The organism is Pseudomonas schmalbachii, from assembly GCF_017589465.1.
GTDB lineage: Bacteria > Pseudomonadota > Gammaproteobacteria > Pseudomonadales > Pseudomonadaceae > Pseudomonas > Pseudomonas schmalbachii.
Genome location: NZ_JAELYA010000002.1, coordinates 445,923 through 463,897, shown reverse-complemented (window position 1 = coordinate 463,897; position 17,975 = coordinate 445,923). Strand labels below are relative to the sequence as shown.

Here is a 17,975-nt window from a genome sequence, read left to right as displayed (position 1 = left end):
CCGTCGTTGCAGATCAGGGCATCTGCACTTCGATCGTGCCGTCCGCGCTGATCGTCACCTGGCTGGTGCCGGCTTCGATCTGCGGCGCCGGGGCTCCGCCGTAGCTGTCGGCCTTGGCCATCGACATGCGCACCACCGGCACCGGTCGCGGCGCGTCGGCGCTGTTCACGCTCAGGCTGACCATCTTGTAGCCCTTGCCGCCAAGAGAATCGCTGAGCAGTTGCGCGCGGGCCTTGAAGGCGTCCACCGCGCCTTTCATCAGGGCGTCCTCGCTTTTCTTGCGAGTGGCGTCGGCGATGCTGAAGCTCATGTTGCCCAGCTTCAGCTTGCTCTGCAGGTCGGCGGTGAGGCGGGAGAGGGCGGCGAAGTCCGAGCTTTCCAGGCGCAGTTCGGCGCGCTCGCGCCAGCCGGTGATCTTCTGCCCCTTTTCGTCGTAGACCGGGTAGCTGTTGCGGCTGCCCAGGCTGACGGTGATGCCCTTGACCTTGCGCGCCTCGGCGATGGCGGCGTTCAGCGTCTCGGTGGTTTCGCCCGCCAGCCGGGCCGGGTCGGTGGCCTGGGCCTCGCTATAAAGAGTCACGTTCATCAGATCGTGGGCGACTTCCTGGCTCACCTCGGCATGCAGCGATACCTGGTTGTAGCGCGGCGCCTCGGCCAGCGCGCCGAGGCTGGTGGCGCACAGGGCGATGGCGGCGGCGAGGGTGGCGAAAGTCTTCTTCGGTACGGACATTTGGTACTCCTTGGTCCAGAGAAAAATCCTGATGGCAGGGTAGAGCCCAGCAGCGAGGATAGTCAGACCCTTTGACGTACGCCGGTGTTCAATCGGGTTAAGCTGGATAGGTTAAGCTGTGTCGCTTTGCCGCATCGGGTGGAGGATGCCCTTGGCTATACTCGCGCAAATTCCGGAAATCACTATGCGTACACCGGTCTTCCAGCCTTCGGCCGGCCGTCAGAATCTCGGCTGGCTTGTCCTCATCCGTATCCTGGTTCTCTGCGCGCAAGCCGCTTCGGTCGGCTTCGCCTGGCTCTCCGACCTGCTGCCGCTGCCCTGGCTGCCCCTGGGCATCACCCTGTGCATTTCCGCCGCGCTGATCCTGCTGACCGCCGTGCGCCTGCGCGCGTCCTGGCCGGTCACCGACCAGGAGTTCGCCGTCCAGCTGGGCTTCGACCTGATCATCCATAGCGTCCTGCTGTATTTCTCCGGCGGTTCGAGCAACCCGTTCGTCTCCTATTACCTGGTGCCGCTGACCATCGCCGCGGCGACCCTGAGCTGGGTGCACACCATCACCCTCGCCGGCCTTGCCCTGGCGTCCTATACCGTGCTGCTGGTGTGGTTCCATCCGCTGGAGATGGCGACCGGGCAACGCCAGTACCTGCTCATCTATGGCATGTGGCTGAGCTTCGCCCTGGCCGCCGCGCTGATCACCTTCTTCGTCGCCCGCATGGCGGCGGAGCTGCGCCGGCAGGAGCAGTTGCAGGCCGAACGGCGCGAACTGAGCATGCGCGACCAGCAACTGCTCGCCGTGGCCACCCAGGCCGCCGGCGCCGCCCACGAGCTGGGTACGCCGCTGGCGACCATGAGCGTGCTGCTCACCGAGCTGCGCCAGGAGCACCGCAACGTCCCCTCGCTGCAGGACGACCTGGCCCTGCTGCAGGAACAGGTGAAGCTGTGCAAGGAAACCCTGCAGCAACTGGTGCGCGCGGCGGAGGCCGACCGCCGCCAGGCCGTGTTCGAGCAGGGCGCCAACGAGTGGCTGGATGCCGTGCTGAACCGCTGGCACCTGATGCGTCCGGAAGCCACCTACCGCTACCAGATCCTCGGCCGCGGCACCGCGCCCCGGCTGACTCCGCCAACCGACCTGACCCAGGCGCTGCTCAATCTGTTGAACAACGCCGCCGATGCCTGTCCCGACGACCTCGGCATCAACCTGGACTGGGATGCCACCAGCATCTGCCTGAGCATCCGCGACCACGGCGCAGGCGTTCCGCTGGCGATCGCCGAGCAGCTCGGCAAACCCTTCTTCACCACCAAGGGCAAGGGCTTCGGCCTCGGCCTGTTCCTCAGCCAGGCCAGCGTTACCCGGGCTGGCGGTACGGTGAAGTTGTACAACCATGAAGATGGCGGCACTCTGACAGAGTTGCGCCTGCCACGAAGTTACGGCGTGGTCTGAGTACCCGCCCGCGAGGATGTACCCATGAGCGAAGAGAACCTGTTCGAAGGCGAAGAGCAGCCCCATCTGCTGTTGGTGGACGATGACCCCACCTTCACCCGCGTCATGGCGCGCGCCATGAGCCGGCGCGGCCTGAGGGTATCGGTCGCCAGCTCCGCCGAAGAAGGCCTGGTGCTGGCCAGGGAAGACCTGCCCGACTACGCCGTGCTCGATCTGAAGATGGAAGGCGATTCCGGCCTGGTCCTGCTGCCCAAGCTGCTCGAACTGGACCCCGAGATGCGCGTGGTGATCCTCACCGGCTATTCGAGCATCGCCACGGCGGTGGAGTCGATCAAGCGTGGCGCCACCAACTACCTGTGCAAGCCGGCGGATGCCGACGACGTGCTGACCGCGCTGCTCTCCGACCATGCCGATCTGGAAAGCCTGGTGCCGGAAAATCCGATGTCGGTGGACCGCCTGCAGTGGGAGCACATCCAGCGCGTGCTGGCCGAGCACGACGGCAACATCTCCGCCACCGCCCGGGCGCTGGGCATGCACCGGCGGACCTTGCAGCGCAAGCTGCAGAAGCGCCCGGTCCGCCGCTGAGCGAATCGTGACGCGATAACGCGATCAGACAGGGGAGCCCCATCACGGTGCTCCCCTTTTTGTATGCCTCGCGACCCCGAGACATGGGAACAAGCGCCTGGTATTGCGCCCCGAGTGCTGGATGCCGGATGAGGCAGCACACCGGGCCTGCTATCATCGCCGGGCCCGCCTTCCGACACTTCCTGCAATGCTCGCGATCTTCTACGAAACCCTCGGCATCACCGCGCCGGTCTTCGCCATGCTGTTCCTTGGCGTGCTGCTGCGGCGTCTCGGCCTGATCGACGCGTCGTTCATCAACACCGCTTCGGCACTGGTGTTCAACGCCACCATGCCGACCATGCTGTTCCTCGGCATCTACCATGCGGACCTGCACACGGCGGCGCGCCCGGCGGTGCTGGCGTATTTCTGCGTGGCGACCCTGATCGGCTTCCTCTTCGCCTGGGGCTGGGCGGTCTGGCGGGTGCCGCGCGAGGAACGCGGCGTGTTTACCCAGGGCGCCTTTCGCGGCAACAACGGCATCGTCGGCCTGGCGCTGGCCACCAGTCTGTACGGCTCGCACGGCCTGGCGCTGGGCTCGGTGCTCGCCGGCCTAGTGATCGTCACCTACAACACGCTGTCGGCGGTGGTGCTGGCGATCTACAGCCCGAGCCTGAAGTCCGACCCGTGGAGCATCTTCAAGAGCGTGCTGCGCAATCCGCTGATCCTCGGCGTGCTGGCGGCGCTGCCGTTCTCCTGGCTGGCCATCGCGCTGCCGGAGTGGCTGCTCACCTCCGGCGAATACTTCGCCCGGATGACCATGCCGCTGGCGCTGATCTGCATCGGCGGCACCCTGTCGCTGGCTTCGTTGCGCGACAGCGGCAGCCTGGCGGTCGGCGCCAGCCTGATGAAGATGGTCTGGCTGCCGCTGCTGTGCACCCTGGGCGCCTGGCTCTGGGGTTTCCGTGGCGTTGAGCTGGGCGTCCTGTTCCTCTACTTCGCCAGCCCGACGGCGGCGGCCAGCTTCGTCATGGCCCAGGCGGCCAACGCCAACCACCAGCTCGCCGCGTCGATCATCGTCATCACCACGCTGGCCGCTGCGGTGACCACCAATATCGGCATCTTCCTTTTGCAGTGGGGCGGCTGGATCTAGGGTTTGAGTAGGTTGGTGCTGAACGAAGTGAAGCCCAACGGTGCCACGTCCGGCAGGTGTTGGGCTTCGCTGCGCTCAGCGCCAACCTACGTAGCTCCGTCCGATCAGCTGGCGAGCAACAATCGATCCGGCTCATCCAGACGCTGTAGCAGTTCCGCCCGCGCGCGGTCCCGCAGGCGGATCGCATCCAGCCAGTCGGGGCCTTCCGCCAGCAACTGAGGGCAGACGCTCACATGCAGTTCGCCATGGTGCGGGAACCACTGGCCATCGCGCAGCAGCATGCGCGAACCGCGAATGGCCACCGGAACCAGCGGCACGTCGGCACGCGCGGCGAGGACGAATGCGCCCATGCGGAACGGCAGCAGCCCCGGCTCGCGGGTGAGCGTGCCTTCGGGGAAGAACACCAGGGATTCCCCGCGCTGCAGCGCCCCCGCCAAGACCTCGGCGTCGGCCGCACTGCGGCGGGGATCGAAACGCTCGACGAAACAGGTCCCCAGGCGGCGCAGGAAGGTCCCGGCAATGCGCTGCCCGGCCAGTTCGCGCTTGGCGACGAAGCTGAACCCGGATGGCAGCGCCGCGCAGAGTGCCAGTCCGTCGAGGTAGCTGGCGTGGTTGGCGACCAGCACGCGCACCTCGCCGCGGTACAGACGCCCCAGGCCGTCGACCCGCAGCGGCACTCCGACCAGATGCAGGAAGCCGCGTGCCGCCCGTCGCGCCAGACGCCTGCACCAGGCCGGGCGCGGCAATAGCGCGGTTGCCAGCCAGGTCAGGCTGCCGATCAGTACCAGCAGCCCCCAGAACCAAGCGGCGTAGAGCAACTCCTGCAGGGTTCGCCAGCCGCGCAGCAACTGGGCGGTCACCAGCGTACGCAGCATCCGCAGCAATTGCCGCCAGGCTGCCGGCGCTGCCCGCCCCAGTTCGCCGCGCTCGTAGAGTTCGCGGCTGGCGGCGCGGCGGATCTTGCCGCTGGAGGTCTTCAGCACGCTGTGCGGCGGCGCCAGCACGATGTCGTCCGGCGCCGCTCCGGTCAGTTCGAGGGTGATACGGGCGATTGTCCGGCGCAGGCGGTCGAGCTCCCCGGGCTCCTGTTCGCGGGTTTCCGCCAGCACCACCAGACGCTCGTTGCCCGCCGCATCGGGACAGCCGAATACCGCCACGCAACCCTTGCGCAGGCCGGCCAGCCTGCCCACGGCATTCTCCACGTCGTAGGGATAGATATTGCGTCCGCCGCGGATGATCAGGTCCTTGACCCGGCCGCTGAGGTAGATCTCGCCGGCGGCGATGTAGCCGAGGTCCTGCGAGTCGAGCCAGGGACCGTCGCGAACCCGCGCGCTTTCCTGGGGGTTGTGGAAGTAGCCAGCGGTGGTGGACGGCCCGCAGAACTGCAGATGCCCCTCGCGTCGCTCGGGCAGTTCGATTCCCGTGTCGTCGACGATGCGCACCTGATGCCCCGGCAGCGGGCGTCCGCAGGAGACGAAGCACAGTGCGCCAGGGTCGTCCGGCGCGGCACGCACGGCGCGGCCATGGGACTGGAAGGTATCGCGCTGGACCCAGTCGAACGACGGTCCGCGCCCCGGTTCCGGCAGGGTCACGTCCAGGGTCGCCTCGGCCAGCCCATACACCGGCATCAGCGCACCCGGAGCCAGGCCATAGCGGCCGAAGCGCTCGGCGAAGCGTTGCAGGGTGTCCGGATTGACCGGCTCGGCACCGTTCAGGGCCAGGCGCCAGCTGGACAGGTCCAGTCCTTCGAGCTCGGCGTCGTCGAGCTTGTTCAGGCACAACTCGTAGGCGAAGTTGGGCGCCGCCGACAGCGTGCCGCGATGTTCGTGGATGCTCCGCAGCCAGCGCCCCGGGCGGGCCAGGAAGGCCAGAGGCGACATCAGCACCAGCGGGAAGGCGTAGTAGAGACTGCCGAACCAGGCGCCGATCAGGCCCATGTCGTGATACATCGGCAACCAGCTGACGAACACGTCGTCGGGCGTGACCCGCAGCACCGAGCCCATGGCGCGCAGGTTGGCCAGCAGGTTGGCGTGGCTGACCATCACGCCCTTGGGCTGGCCGGTGCTGCCCGAGGTGTACTGCAGGAAGGCGAGGTCCTGCGCCTGTCGCTGCGGATCGATCCATCGGCCGCCGGTGGAAGACAGCTCGGCGACGCTGGCGATCATGCCCAGGCTCGGCACCTGCGCCCGCAGCAGCCGGGCGACCAGTTTGGCCTCGGGCACGGTGATCAGCATCCGGGCTTCGGCGTTGCCGAGAATGGCCGCCTGGCGCTGCAGGTGTTCCTCGATCCGGGCCAGGCGCATGGGCGGATAGATGGGTACCGGCACACCGCCGGCCAGCAGCGCGCCGAGGAAGGCATGGAGGAAATCGCGCCCGGTGGGTAGCATCAGCGCGACCCGTTCGCCCGCACGCAGGCCGTAATGCTGCAGGCCGCAGGCGACGGCCAGTGCGCCCTGCTGCAGGGCCGCGTAGCTGATCGGCTCCTGGCTGTCGCCTTCGCCGAGCAGACGCACCTGGATGCGATGGGGATGGCGATTGACGTGCCAGTCGAGCACTTCGATCAGGGTTTGCGCACGCTCGGGTGTTTCCGCGCCCGCCGGCTCGTCAGCCTCCGCCCCGATAGTCGCCACGGACGTCGCTGCGCGGTGTTCGCCCACTCCCAGAACCCGCAGCAGTTGCTGCAGGGTCTCTACCTCGCTGAACGCGGCTTCCGGCAGGCGCACGCCAAACTCACGCTCGACGCGCGACCAGAGTTCCACCCGGCCCAGGCTGTCCAGGCCGAGATCGTCTTCGAGACGGCTGTGCAGGCCGATGCGCAGACTGGCCGAATCCTGCGGACGCAACTCGGCGACGACCTGGCGGGCGATTGCCAGCAGGCGTTCCACCATCCCCTCGGGACCCGGTACGACGCGGGTGTCATCGGGCGAGTGCGGCATCGATCAGTCTCGCGAGGCGACGGCTTTACCGGCCGCCACGTTCTTGCACCATAGGCCGTTGTCCACCGCAGCGATAGCGACAGCGGACCAGTTGCATATCGCCGCCGAGTTCGCGTAACGCCCGGAGTCCGCGCGGCGTTGGGCTGAACTCGTAGGTTGGTGCTGAGCTTGCGAAGCCCAACACTGGCGGGGCCTGATATTGGGCTGAACTCGTAGGTTGGGCTGAGCCCGCGAAGCCCAACGGTGCCAGGCTCAGCAGATGTTGGGCTTCGCAAGCTCAGCGCCAACCTACGCCTGAACCCCGGATCTCCCTGTGGACGCTAGAATCTGTGCGACCCGTCGGCATGCGCCGGCCACCATCGATCAGCAAACGGAGAGCCTCAATGTCCGCCAGTCTTGTCCCGGGAGTGCAGTATCGCGAAGTCTGGGCCTGGGCCATGTACGACTTCGCCAACTCCGGCTACACCACGGTGGTCACGACGGCCGTGTTCAACGCCTTCTTCGTCGCCGTGGTGGCCGGCGGCGCGGACTGGGGCACCCTGGCCTGGACCAGCGCCATTTCCCTTTCCTACCTGCTGGTGATCCTCAGCGCGCCGCTGGTGGGCGCCTACGCCGACGCCCGCGCCTGCAAGAAGCGCCTGCTGCTGCTGACCACCATCGGCTGCGTGCTGTGCACCGCCGGACTGGCGCTGGCCGGTCCCGGCACGCTCGCCCTGGCGGTGCTGTTCGTGGTGCTGTCGAACTATTTCTTCGGCACCGGCGAGAACCTGGTCGCCGCCTTCCTGCCCGAACTGGCGCGCAGCGATGCCCTCGGCCGGGTTTCCGGCTGGGGCTGGGGGCTGGGCTACATCGGCGGCCTGCTCAGCCTCGGCGCCTGCCTGGCGTATGTCGCCTGGGCGCAGGGGCGGGGACAGGAGGCGGCGCAGTTCGTCCCGGTGTGCATGCTGATCACCGCCGCGCTGTTCGCCCTGTCCAGCCTGCCGACTTTCCTCTTCCTGCGCGAACGGGCCAAACCGCAACTACGCGCCGACGAGCGCCACACCCTGCGCGAGACCTGGGCGCGGCTGGCGCGCACCCTCGGCGAGGCACGCCGCTATCGCGACCTGCTGCGCTTCCTGCTGTGCACTGTGAGCTACCAGGCGGGGATTTCGGCGGTGATCACCCTGGCCGCCATCTATGCCGACCAGGCGATGGGCTTCAGCACCCAGGACACGCTGATGCTGATCTTCGTGGTCAACATCACCGCTTCCCTCGGCGCCCTGGCGTTCGGCCATCTGCAGGACTACCTCGGCCACCGCGCGACCCTGGCGCTGACCCTGGTTGGCTGGATTCTCATGGTGGGGCTGGTCTGGTCCGCCCAGGGACCGGCGCAGTTCTGGCTGGCGGCGAATGTCGCCGGGCTGTGCATGGGCGCGAGCCAGTCGGCCGGGCGCGCCATCGTCGGCCTGCTGGCACCGCCGACGCGGCTGGGGGAGTTCTTCGGCCTGTGGGGGCAGGCGGTGAAGCTGTCGTCGATACTCGGGCCGATGACCTACGGCCTGACCAACTGGCTGAGCGGCGGTGACCACCGCCTGGCGATGCTGGTGACCGGCAGCTACTTCGTCGTCGGCCTGTTGCTGCTGGCCGGCGTCGACCTCAAGCGCGGCCAGCGTGCCGCGCTGCTCGATGCGCCGCAGACTGCGGCCGCCTAGGTAAATGACTGCGTGGACTTACGTAACGGCGAGTCCATGTCTGCCGTTTTTTCGGAGCCGTCTGACGGCCTGCATCGGCCATGCCCGTCTAGGCTTAGCGGATCACTTTCATATCAAGGATCGATCATGCGCCCCGTCCTGCGCATCCTGCCGGTTGTGTTCGGGCTGTCGCTGCCGGTGGCCGGCACTTGCGCGGCTCCAGCGGCCGATATCGACGGGCCGTCGGCTGGCTGGCGCTATTCCGGGCTGCTCGACCGCACGGAAAACCCCCGCGTCGCCTATCCCACACCACCCATCGACCGTGGCGCCCAGCGCAATCGCAGCCTGATCGAGGGCCGCCTGCGCGAACTGGCCGGCACCCAGCGCCCGCAACGCCTGGTGGTGAACGGCAATCCGCTGCCTTTATATACGGATGAGGCCGGGCGTTTCGTCCGGCCCTATGCTTTCGGCGCCGGTTCCAACAGCGTGGAGGTGGTCAGCGAGGCGGGGCAGCCGCTGAAGCGCATCCAGTTCTACGAGGCCAATACCCTGCTGACCCCGGCGCGCCTGCGCGTGGTGCTCGGCTGGGACGATCCCAAGGCGGAACTCGACCTGCACGTGGTCACTCCGGACGGCCAGCATGCCTACTGGGCGCGACCGGTGCTGCAGGCCGGCGGCGGGCTGGATGTCGACAGCGTCGACGGGCCGGGACCGGAAATGTTCACCATGGCTGCGCCCCCGCATGGCACCTACCTGCTGTATGTGAACTACTGGGGCAACCTGAACAGCCAGGGCTACAACTTCGAGGCTGGCAGCAACCAGAACGAGGTGATCACCGCGCAGATCAGCCTGGTGTTCAACGAGAACACCGTGGACGAAAAACGCGAGACCTTCCTGGTGCCCCTGCGCACCATCGGCGACCTGCTGCTGGTCAAGTCATTCAGATATTGAGGCGGGAAGGAATCCCATGAGCGAGAACACCACACCCAGTCCAGCCTCCGCCGCCAAGGGCCGGCGCGGCCTGTTCGCGGTCCTCGGGCTGTGCCTGGCGGGCGCAGTGGCCGGCGGCCTGGCCTGGTATTTCCATGCCGCCGGACCGGCTCGCGGGATGGCCGAGCGGAGCGTCCTCGGGCTGGACCTGAAGCGCCCGGATGCGCTGATCGAAAGCGCCTCGCTGAGCAGCCTGCCGAAGGACATCCTGGCGGTGCCGCTGCTGCGCGACGTGCTCACCGAGGATTTCGTCTTCTACTACCAGTACAACGCCGACCGCCTCGGCCTTACCGGCAGCCTGCGGCGGATCATCTACGAGCATGACCTGAAGCTGCAGGACAGCCTGATCGAGGAGCTCCTCGACCAGCCGGCGCAGGTCGCCCTGTGGCGCGGCGCCGATGGCCGGCTGAAGCACTTCCTCGTCCTGATGCGCCGTGGCGGACTGGCCAAGGTGCTGGAGCCGCTGGCCCGCGCCGCCCTGGACGACACGCAGTTGCGCGAGGACGGCGAGCTGCGCGTCGACGGCGACCGCGTGCCGCTCTATCGCCTGCGCTACAACGCCGGCCGCGAACTGCTGTTCGCTTCCCATGGCGACCAGTTGCTGGTGCTGTCCAGCCCGGACCTGCTGTTCTCCGACGAGCGCGAGGCAGCCGCTGCGCAGGATGGCGAGCAGCCGGAAAACCCCGGCCCGCTGCAGTCCGCTGCGGCGACCGAAGACCTCGAAGAACTGCTTGATGGCAACGATCCCTTCCCCGAGCGTTTCGGCCTCGACAAGCGTGGCGAACTCAGCCAGCGCATCGTTCTCGGCGCGGATTTTCTCGCCCTCGGCTACCGGCATTTCATCCCGGCCTTCGCCGGCCTGCGCTTCGACAAGGGCGCTGACGGCTGGCACAGCTTCCTCGCCCTCGACGAGGTGGACGACCCGCCGAAGCTCGATTTCGCCCCGGTCTGGCAGGCCATGCCGATGGGCGCCAGCGCCTGCGTGGCGCTGCCCGTGGCGCCGGGGCAGGAACAGAAACTGCTGGTGCGACTCGGCGCCGATGAGCAGATGGCGAAAACCCTCGGCGAGCACCTGAGCGGTGCCGCCGGCCTCTGCTGGTACGCCGACTCGCGCCTGCACAGCCCGCTGCTGGTGGGCAAGCTGAGCGCGCCGGCCAGTGCTGAGATGGACGACGATCTGGGCAAGCTGTTCACCTCGGTGATCGGTGCCCATGAAGCCAATGTCCAGGACAAGGCCTTCCCGGTCGTCAGTGAAAGCCAGGGCGAGACGCATAAATGGCAGCGCCAGGTCAGTTCCAACTTCGGCCAGTATCCGGCCAGCGCGGCGGAATCGCCGGAGGCCGTCAGCGGCAAGGGCTTCTTCCGCGTCAGCCTGGCCCGGCACGGCGAGACCCTGCTGTTCTCGCTGGACGACCGGCTGGTGGACAAGGCACTCGACACCCTCGACAAGCGCTTCCCGCCGCTCGCCGAGGTGCTGCCCGGCGATGCGCTGGTTCCGCTCTACCTGGCGCCGGAGACGCTGTCCGCGCTGTTCCAGCAGGAAACCCTCGACAGCCTGCCGCAGGACATGGAGCCGGTATTCCGCAACGCCGCGGAAACACACCTGCTGCCGAAACTGAAGGTGCTTGCCGGCCAGCGCCGGTACGCCCTCAGCCTGCCGGCCGGCGTTCAGGCGGATGAGCCCTGGCAATGGCTGCCGCTGGAATGGCGTCCGCTATGAAGCGCGTGCTGCTTGCCGGCTTGCTGCTGTTCGCCTGCGTGGTGCGGGCGGAGCCGCTCGATCCGGAGCAGTCGCAGGTATTCCGCGCCTGGTTCGTGCGTATCGCCCAGGAGCAGCTGCGCCAGGGCCCCAGCCCGCGCTGGCACCAGCAGGATTGCGCCGGGCTGGTGCGCTTCGCCGCCAACGAGGCGCTCAAGGTCCACGACGACAAGTGGCTGCGCGCCAACGGCCTGTCCAATCGCTATCTGCCGCCGGAACTGCAGCTCAGCGACGCCCAGCGCACGCTGGCGCAGAGCTGGCAGCAGGGCGGCGGTCAGGTCGGCCCCTACGTCAACGCGATCAAGCTGATCCAGTACAACAGCCGCTTCGTCGGCCGCGACCTCAACCAGGCGCGCCCCGGCGACCTGATGTTCTACGACCAGGGCGACGACCAGCACCTGATGATCTGGATGGGCCGCAGCATCGCCTATCACACCGGAACCACCACGCCGACCGACAACGGCATGCGCTCGGTCGGCCTGCAACAACTGATGACATGGAAGGACACCCGATGGATACCCGACGAATCCAATCCCAACTTTATCGGCATCTATCGATTGGCCTTCCTCTCCCGCTGATCCTGCTCCTGCTGGCGCTGCTGCCGTTCGCCGGCGCCCGCGCCGAGGATTCGGTGGAGCCGAGCAACTACACGCCGATGGCCGGCGAGTCCTTCTTCCTGCTCGCCGACAGCAGTTTCGCCAGCGACGAGGTCGCCCAGGTGCGGCTGGAGGCACCGGGCCGCGACTACCGGCGCTATCGCATGGAACCTTACGGCGGGGTGGACGTGCGGGTCTACCGCATCGACAAGCCGATGGACTTCCTCAAGCGCCAGAAGAACCTGCACCGGGTGGTTGCCGAGGGGCAGTTCAAGGGCGAGGGCCTGTCCAACACCCTCGCGTACCTGTGGGACAACTGGTACCGCAAGTCGCGGCGGGTGATGCAGCGGGCGTTTTCCTACGAGTCGCGCAAGCAGGTCACCGAGGCGGTGCCGGAGCTGAAGATGGGCAACGCCATCGCCGCGCCGACCCGCTTCGACGCCCAGCCGCAGTTCGCGCCGATGCCGGGGCTGCCGATGGTCAGCCAGTTCCGCTACCCGCTGTGGGACGCCGAGCCGATCCAGCCGCCGAAGGATGTACACCTGAGCGGCTCCTCCAGCGAGTTCATCAACGTGGTGCCGGGTAACGTCTATATCCCGCTGGGCAAGCTCAAGCCGGGGCTGTATCTGGTCGAGGCGCTGGTCGGCAAGTATCGCGCGACCACCGTGGTGTTCGTTTCCAACACCGTGGCGGTGAGCAAGATCGCCGGCGACGAGCTGCTGGTATGGACCGCGCGCAAGCACGAAGGCACCGCCGTTCCCAAGGCCAGCGTGCTGTGGACCGACGGACTCGGCGTGATGACCAGCGGCAGCACCGACGCCGATGGCCTGCTGCGCCTGAAGCACGTCAGCCCGGAACGCTCCTATGTGATCGGCGAGGACGACGAGGGCGGGGTGTTCGTCTCCGAGAATTTCTACTACGACAGCGAAATCTACGACACCAAGCTCTACGCCTTCACCGACCGCCCGCTGTACCGGCCGGGTGATTGGGTCGAGGTGAAGATCGTCGGCCGCGAGTTCAGGAACGCCCGCGACTCGGTGGCCCCGCAGGCTGCGCCGATCCGCCTGAACGTGCTGGATGCCAACGGCACCGCCCTGCAGGCGCTGGACCTGAAGCTGGACCCGAAGGCCGGCACCCAGGCGCGCTTCCAGTTGCCGCAGAACGCCGTCGCCGGCGGCTACGAGCTGCGCTTCGTCTACCGCGACCAGCAGTACAGCAGCGCCTTCCGCGTCGCCGAGTACATCAAGCCGCATTTCGAGGTGTCGCTCGACCTGGCCAAGGCCGACTTCCGCACCGGCGAGCCGGTCAAGGGCAACCTGGTGCTGCTCTACCCGGACGGCAAGCCGGTGGCCGACGCGCGACTGCAGATCAGCCTGCGCGCCCAGCAACTGTCGATGGTGGACAACGAGTTGCAGTACCTCGGCCAGTTCCCCGTGGAACTGAGCAGCAGCGAGCTGCGCACCGACGCCCAGGGCCGCGCGGCGCTGGAGCTGCCCGCCGCGGAGAAGCCGAGCCGCTACCTGCTGACCATCTTCGCCAGCGACGGCGCGGCCTACCGGGTCAAGACCAGCAAGGAAATCCTCATCGAGCGCGGGGCGGCGCGTTACAGCGTCAGCGCGGCGCAGCGCTTCAGTGCCGCCGGCGAGAAGGTGCACTTCCAGTACGCCAGCGAGCAGGGCGCTGCGATCAAGCCGGTGTCCTGGCAGTCGGTGCGCCTGGAGGACCAGTCGAAGACCGAGGGCAGCGTCGCCGATGGCGGCTTCGATATCGCCTTCGAGCGGCCGGGCACCTACAGCATCCTGCTGCGGGACGAGCACGGGCAACTGCTCGGCGCCACAGGGCATTCGGTCAGCGGCGAAGGCGTGAAGGCGGTGGCCGGCACCGTCGAGATCGTCCTCGACAAGGCGGAATACCGCAGCGGCGATGAGGCGCTGGCGCTGATCACCTTCCCCGAGCCTATCGGCGATGCGCTGCTGTCGCTGGAGCGCGACCGCGTCGAGGCCACGGCGCTGCTGTCGAAGGGCGCCGACTGGCTGAAGCTGGAAAAACTGAACCCCACGCAGTACCGCGCGCGGATTCCGGTTAAGGAGGATTTCGCGCCGAACCTGACCTTCTCCGTGCTCTACACCAGGGCCGGCGACTACAGCTTCCAGAACGCCGGGATCAAGGTTGCCGCGCCGCAGGTGGAAATCGCCATCGCCACGGACAGGGAGCATTACCAGCCGGGCGAGACGGTCAACGTCGAACTGAGCACGAGCTTCGCCGGCAAACCGGCGGCCACGCGCCTGACGGTCAGCGTGGTGGACGAGATGATCTATGCGCTGCAGCCGGAGATCGCTCCGGATATCGGCCAGTTCTTCTACCATCCGCGGCGCAACAACGTGCGCACCAGCGCCAGCCTGGCGTTCATCAGCTATGACGTGGCGCTGCCCGGCAGCCCGAGCGCGCCGGGGCGGGCCAACCGCAGCGAGCGCGGGGTGAAGGTGCTGGAGCGGCCGCGGCGGGAAGATGTCGATACCGCCGCCTGGCAGCCCGAGCTGGTCACCGATGCTGAGGGCAAGGCGCGCTTCAGCTTCCGCATGCCCGAGTCGCTGACCCGCTGGCGCATCACCGCGCGGGCGATGGACGACGCCGGACAGGTCGGGCAGAAGAAGCAGTTCATCCGCTCGGAGAAGCCGCTGTACCTGAAATGGAGCGGCCCGACGCGCTTCCGTGCCGGCGACAGGCCGGACTTCGGCGTCTTCGTCTTCAATCAGGGCGAGCAGCCGGTCGCGGCCGAACTGCTGGTGCGCTATGCCGGCAAGGAGCAGCGTCTGCCGTTGCAGCTCGCCCGCGGGATCAACCATGTGGCGCTGCCCGCCACCGAGCTCGGCGAGGGCGAGTGGAGCGCCGAACTGTTGCAGGACGGCAAGCCGATGGACGCCTTGGCGGTGCGCCTGACGCTCAGCGCCGAAGGCTGGCAGGCCGTGCAGACGCAGCATGTGCCGGTCGCATCCGACAGCACGCCGCTGAAGCTGCCGGCGGATGCGCGGGATATCCGCCTGCGCCTGGACGACAGTGCGCAGGCCCTGTTCCGCGCCAATCTCGACGACCTGCTGGCCTATCCCTACTGCGGCGTCGAACAGACTGCCAGCCAGTTGCTGCCGCTGAGCCTGGCCTATCCCGTGCTGGCCGCCGGCGAGCCAAGGGTGCGCGACCGCCTGCGCCTGATCATGCAGAACAGCCGCCTGCGCCTGGTGCAGATGGCCGGGCCGAACGCCCAGTTCACCTGGTGGGGCATGGGCGAGGACGGCGATGCCTTCCTCACCGCCTATGCCTATTACGCCGACTGGTACGCCAGCCGTGCACTGGAGCTGAGCCTGCCGGCAGATCACTGGCAGCGGGTACTCGACCTGTATGCCAAGCAGGCCGCCACCACGCCGCTGCTGCAGCGCGCGCTGATCCTGGCGTTCGCCCGCGATATGCAGTTGCCGGTGGCGACCCTGCTCGGCGGCCTGATGGACGACCTGGGCAAGACCGGCGATGGCGAGGACCTGCCGATGCCGCGCGGTGGCCGGGACAGCCTGGTGATGGCCGCGCCGGATTCCACGCCTGGCCTCGCCGCTGCCCGCGTCCTGACTGCCGGGCTGGCGCGTCAGGCCGGCGTCGCCCTGCCGGCCGCCTTCGCCGCGCAACTGCCGACGGCCGAGCAGGCGCTCAAGCAGAGCGAGCAACCCTTCGCCGAAGCCCTGCGTCTGTTCGTCGAGCCGCTGGATGCGCAGCGTGCGCGGGTGGTGCTGCAGCGCCTGGCGCCGGCCCAGCCGACCCTGGAACGCGCATTGGCCCTGACCTGGCTGCAGCGCTCCGTGGAGCAGGCGCCGGCTGGCAAGTTGCCGGTTCCGGACGCAGGCTGGAAGCTTGCCCAGGGAGCCACTGGCGAGAGCTACTGGCAGTGGCAAGGGCAGGGCGTGCCGACCACGCTGGCATTGCAAAGCGCTCCGGCGCGCCCGCTGGATGCCGTGCTCAGCTTCAGCAGCGACGAAGCGCCATCTGCCGCGCTGCCGGTCCAGATCGAAAGGCGTCTGCTACGCCTCGTGCCGGGCGACAAGGCCTTCGAGTTCTCGGTGGAGGAAGTCGGCGACAAGCCGATCTCCAGCGACGACCTCTACCTCGATGAGCTGACGCTGACCACCGAACAGGCCCACGCGCTGCGCTATGGAATGCTGGAAGTGCCGCTGCCGCCGGGCGCCGACGTTGAGCGCACCACCTGGGGCATCCAGGTCAGCGGGCTGGGGACGGCGGAAGCGGCGCCGCTGGAAAAGGCCCGTCACGAGCCGGGGCAACTGCTCTATGCCGTGCCGGTGGACACCCTGGCCGGCGAACTGCGTGTGCGCCATCTGCTGCGCTTCTCGCAGAAGGGCCAGTTCAACCTGCCGCCAGCGCGCTATGTGCGCCTGTACGCCCCGGAAGAGCAGGCTCTGGAACAACAACCAGCGCTTGCCCGGCTGAAGGTCGAGTGATGCGTCTGCTCGTCTGGCTGCTCTGCGCGCTTCCGCTTTTGGCGATGGCTGGGGAAGCGCCTGTGCAACTGGCCCTGCGCACGCCGCAGGGCGATGAGCTGCTGCGGCTGGACGAGTCACGCGTGGTCGAGCGTTCGCCGCTACCCGCGACATTGCAGGCGCCGCTCGGCAGCCTGTGGAAACTGTTCGCCTACGCCTGGCTGGTGGACCACGACAGCCGCGAGCCGGCCTACGCCTGCCACGGCCAGTCGCGCGAGGAGGTGTACTGCTGCGAGCCGGGCGGCAGCATTGGCCGCGATGAAGCGCTGGTGCGTTCCTGCGGGCTGTATTTCGCGCCGGATCGGCTCGGCTTGCAGGCGTCTGACTGGCGCCGGTACTGGCAGGCCCGCCATGCTCCGGAATGGCTCGCCGACCTGTCTCGTCTGCAACCGCAGACCCGCGTTCCGGTCGCGGAACTGCTGGATGCGCTGGAGAATCTGCCGGCCCAGGCCGAGGCGCGCCGTGTGCTGCTGGATGTGGTGCTGAACGGCGGCGATGGACAGGTGGCGGGCGTGCTGGGCGGACGCCTGCGGGTGAAGACCTGGAGCTGGCTCGACGAGCGCGATGCACAGGCCCGGCAGGGCGGTTTCGCCGGTTGGCTGGCCGATGGTTCGCCGCTCTGGATGGGCGCGCCGGGGACCAGCAGGACCGTGCTGGCGCGTTACTCTGAAGTGCTCGGCAGCGTGCTGCCCGCCCCCTGGCCTGCCGAGACGGGGCAATGCGTGGAGGTCGGACTGTTCGCCCGTTATCCGCTGAAGCAGGTGCGCAGTGCGGATGGTTCATCGGCTGGCGTCGGAGCGCTGAACGGGCGCTATGAAGTCGAGTTCGAGAATACCAACCGGCTGGCCATCGAAAGCGCGGGCGAGCTTTTCCTCGAACGCGACGGCACGCGGCCGCAGCTGACCGCCCGCCTGTCGCGCGAGGAATACGTGGCCCGGGTGCTGCAGCGCGAGGCGTCGGCGCAACCGGCCGAGGCAGCCAAGGCGCTGGCCGTGGCGATCCGCTCCTACCTGCTGCAGAACGCCGAGCGTCGCGGCGATTGTCTGCGCATCGCCGACAGCAGCGCCAGCCAGCGCGTTGCTCCGCGTCCGGCGAGCCAGGCGGCACGGCGCATTGCGGCCTGGACCGACGATCTGGTGCTGGCCGGCAGTCCGGTCACCTATCACTCGGACAGCCCTGGTCCGGCGCGCATGGCCTGGCGCGATGCGGTAACGCAGGCCGAGTCCGGCGTGCGCTACGACGCGATCCTCGCCCGCGCCTTTCCGGCGGCCAGCCTGACCCGCTGGGGCAAACCGCAGGCGGCGTGCCAGCCGCTGCCGGCCGCGGCGCAATGGCTGACCGCACGGCGCCGCGAGTGGCGGCCGACGCTCGACATGCAGCCGGGCTATGCCGAGCCGGCATCCTTCGCCGTCTGCCGGCTGTTTTCCGGGCGCCCGCATGTCGACCGCGAGCGACGGCGCATCTACGTGCGCGAGTTGTTCTCGCTGCAGGACCGGTTGGACCTGACCCACGAATACCTGCACCTGGCCTTCGAGGCGCATCCCAATGGGCAGGACGAGGGCTATATCGAGAACCTCGCCCGCCAACTGCTGCTGGAGTAG

The 17,975-nt window shown here is 68.1% G+C and carries 11 protein-coding genes; 9 read left to right on the top strand and 2 right to left on the bottom strand.

What is annotated here, in order from left to right:
• Nucleotides 1-13 precede the first annotated feature (13 nt).
• Nucleotides 14-730, bottom strand: a complete 717-nt coding sequence (locus tag JFY56_RS07640; RefSeq protein ID WP_208312932.1) for an SIMPL domain-containing protein — start codon at nucleotides 728-730, stop codon at nucleotides 14-16.
• 184 nt (nucleotides 731-914) lie between these two features.
• On the opposite strand from JFY56_RS07640, the gene JFY56_RS07635 reads away from it, so the two are divergent.
• The 3 genes from JFY56_RS07635 to JFY56_RS07625 all read left to right on the top strand — a co-directional run bounded on the left by JFY56_RS07635 (nucleotide 915) and on the right by JFY56_RS07625 (nucleotide 3,885).
• Complete coding sequence (locus tag JFY56_RS07635) at nucleotides 915-2,171, top strand: ATP-binding protein (RefSeq protein WP_208312931.1); 1,257 nt, start codon at nucleotides 915-917, stop codon at nucleotides 2,169-2,171.
• A 24-nt stretch (nucleotides 2,172-2,195) separates the two neighbouring features.
• Nucleotides 2,196-2,756, top strand: a complete 561-nt coding sequence (locus tag JFY56_RS07630; protein ID WP_208312930.1) for a response regulator transcription factor — start codon at nucleotides 2,196-2,198, stop codon at nucleotides 2,754-2,756.
• A gap of 187 nt (nucleotides 2,757-2,943) precedes the next feature.
• On the top strand, nucleotides 2,944-3,885 hold the full coding sequence (locus JFY56_RS07625; protein WP_208312929.1) for an AEC family transporter: 942 nt from the start codon (nucleotides 2,944-2,946) through the stop codon (nucleotides 3,883-3,885).
• Nucleotides 3,886-3,989: 104 nt separating this feature from the next.
• Here the strand turns inward: JFY56_RS07625 and JFY56_RS07620 are convergent, their stop codons facing one another.
• Entirely contained in the window at nucleotides 3,990-6,821 is a 2,832-nt protein-coding gene (locus JFY56_RS07620) for an AMP-binding protein (protein ID WP_236032479.1), read from the bottom strand.
• A 383-nt stretch (nucleotides 6,822-7,204) separates the two neighbouring features.
• Here JFY56_RS07620 and JFY56_RS07615 point away from each other — a divergent pair, with 383 nt between their 5' ends.
• From JFY56_RS07615 to JFY56_RS07590, 6 genes are all read left to right on the top strand, one after another.
• Nucleotides 7,205-8,512: an MFS transporter gene (locus tag JFY56_RS07615; protein WP_208312928.1), complete on the top strand. Its 1,308-nt coding sequence runs from the start codon at nucleotides 7,205-7,207 to the stop codon at nucleotides 8,510-8,512.
• 126 nt (nucleotides 8,513-8,638) lie between these two features.
• On the top strand, nucleotides 8,639-9,442 hold the full coding sequence (locus tag JFY56_RS07610; protein ID WP_208312927.1) for a YfaP family protein: 804 nt from the start codon (nucleotides 8,639-8,641) through the stop codon (nucleotides 9,440-9,442).
• Nucleotides 9,443-9,458: 16 nt separating this feature from the next.
• Complete coding sequence (locus JFY56_RS07605; RefSeq protein WP_208312926.1) at nucleotides 9,459-11,201, top strand: DUF2138 domain-containing protein; 1,743 nt, start codon at nucleotides 9,459-9,461, stop codon at nucleotides 11,199-11,201.
• On the top strand, nucleotides 11,198-11,818 hold the full coding sequence (locus JFY56_RS07600; RefSeq protein ID WP_208312925.1) for a DUF1175 domain-containing protein: 621 nt from the start codon (nucleotides 11,198-11,200) through the stop codon (nucleotides 11,816-11,818). Before JFY56_RS07605 ends, JFY56_RS07600 begins: the two co-directional genes overlap by 4 nt.
• Nucleotides 11,752-16,335, top strand: coding sequence for an alpha-2-macroglobulin family protein (locus JFY56_RS07595; RefSeq protein WP_236032478.1), 4,584 nt, complete (start codon nucleotides 11,752-11,754; stop codon nucleotides 16,333-16,335). The genes JFY56_RS07600 and JFY56_RS07595 overlap by 67 nt, the downstream gene beginning before the upstream one ends.
• Nucleotides 16,335-17,975, top strand: coding sequence for a DUF2300 domain-containing protein (locus tag JFY56_RS07590; protein ID WP_208312923.1), 1,641 nt, complete (start codon nucleotides 16,335-16,337; stop codon nucleotides 17,973-17,975). The genes JFY56_RS07595 and JFY56_RS07590 overlap by 1 nt, the downstream gene beginning before the upstream one ends.

Bases quoted from the DNA above. Each gene is read 5' to 3' on its own strand.
- JFY56_RS07625 (WP_208312929.1), top strand. From the start codon at position 2,944: ATGCTCGCGATCTTCTACGAAACCCTCGGCATCACCGCGCCGGTCTTC.
- JFY56_RS07630 (WP_208312930.1), top strand. From the start codon at position 2,196: ATGAGCGAAGAGAACCTGTTCGAAGGCGAAGAGCAGCCCCATCTGCTG.
- JFY56_RS07635 (WP_208312931.1), top strand. From the start codon at position 915: ATGCGTACACCGGTCTTCCAGCCTTCGGCCGGCCGTCAGAATCTCGGC.
- JFY56_RS07590 (WP_208312923.1), top strand. From the start codon at position 16,335: ATGCGTCTGCTCGTCTGGCTGCTCTGCGCGCTTCCGCTTTTGGCGATG.
- JFY56_RS07620 (WP_236032479.1), bottom strand. From the start codon at position 6,821: ATGCCGCACTCGCCCGATGACACCCGCGTCGTACCGGGTCCCGAGGGG.
- JFY56_RS07605 (WP_208312926.1), top strand. From the start codon at position 9,459: ATGAGCGAGAACACCACACCCAGTCCAGCCTCCGCCGCCAAGGGCCGG.
- JFY56_RS07640 (WP_208312932.1), bottom strand. From the start codon at position 730: ATGTCCGTACCGAAGAAGACTTTCGCCACCCTCGCCGCCGCCATCGCC.
- JFY56_RS07610 (WP_208312927.1), top strand. From the start codon at position 8,639: ATGCGCCCCGTCCTGCGCATCCTGCCGGTTGTGTTCGGGCTGTCGCTG.
- JFY56_RS07595 (WP_236032478.1), top strand. From the start codon at position 11,752: ATGGATACCCGACGAATCCAATCCCAACTTTATCGGCATCTATCGATT.
- JFY56_RS07615 (WP_208312928.1), top strand. From the start codon at position 7,205: ATGTCCGCCAGTCTTGTCCCGGGAGTGCAGTATCGCGAAGTCTGGGCC.
- JFY56_RS07600 (WP_208312925.1), top strand. From the start codon at position 11,198: ATGAAGCGCGTGCTGCTTGCCGGCTTGCTGCTGTTCGCCTGCGTGGTG.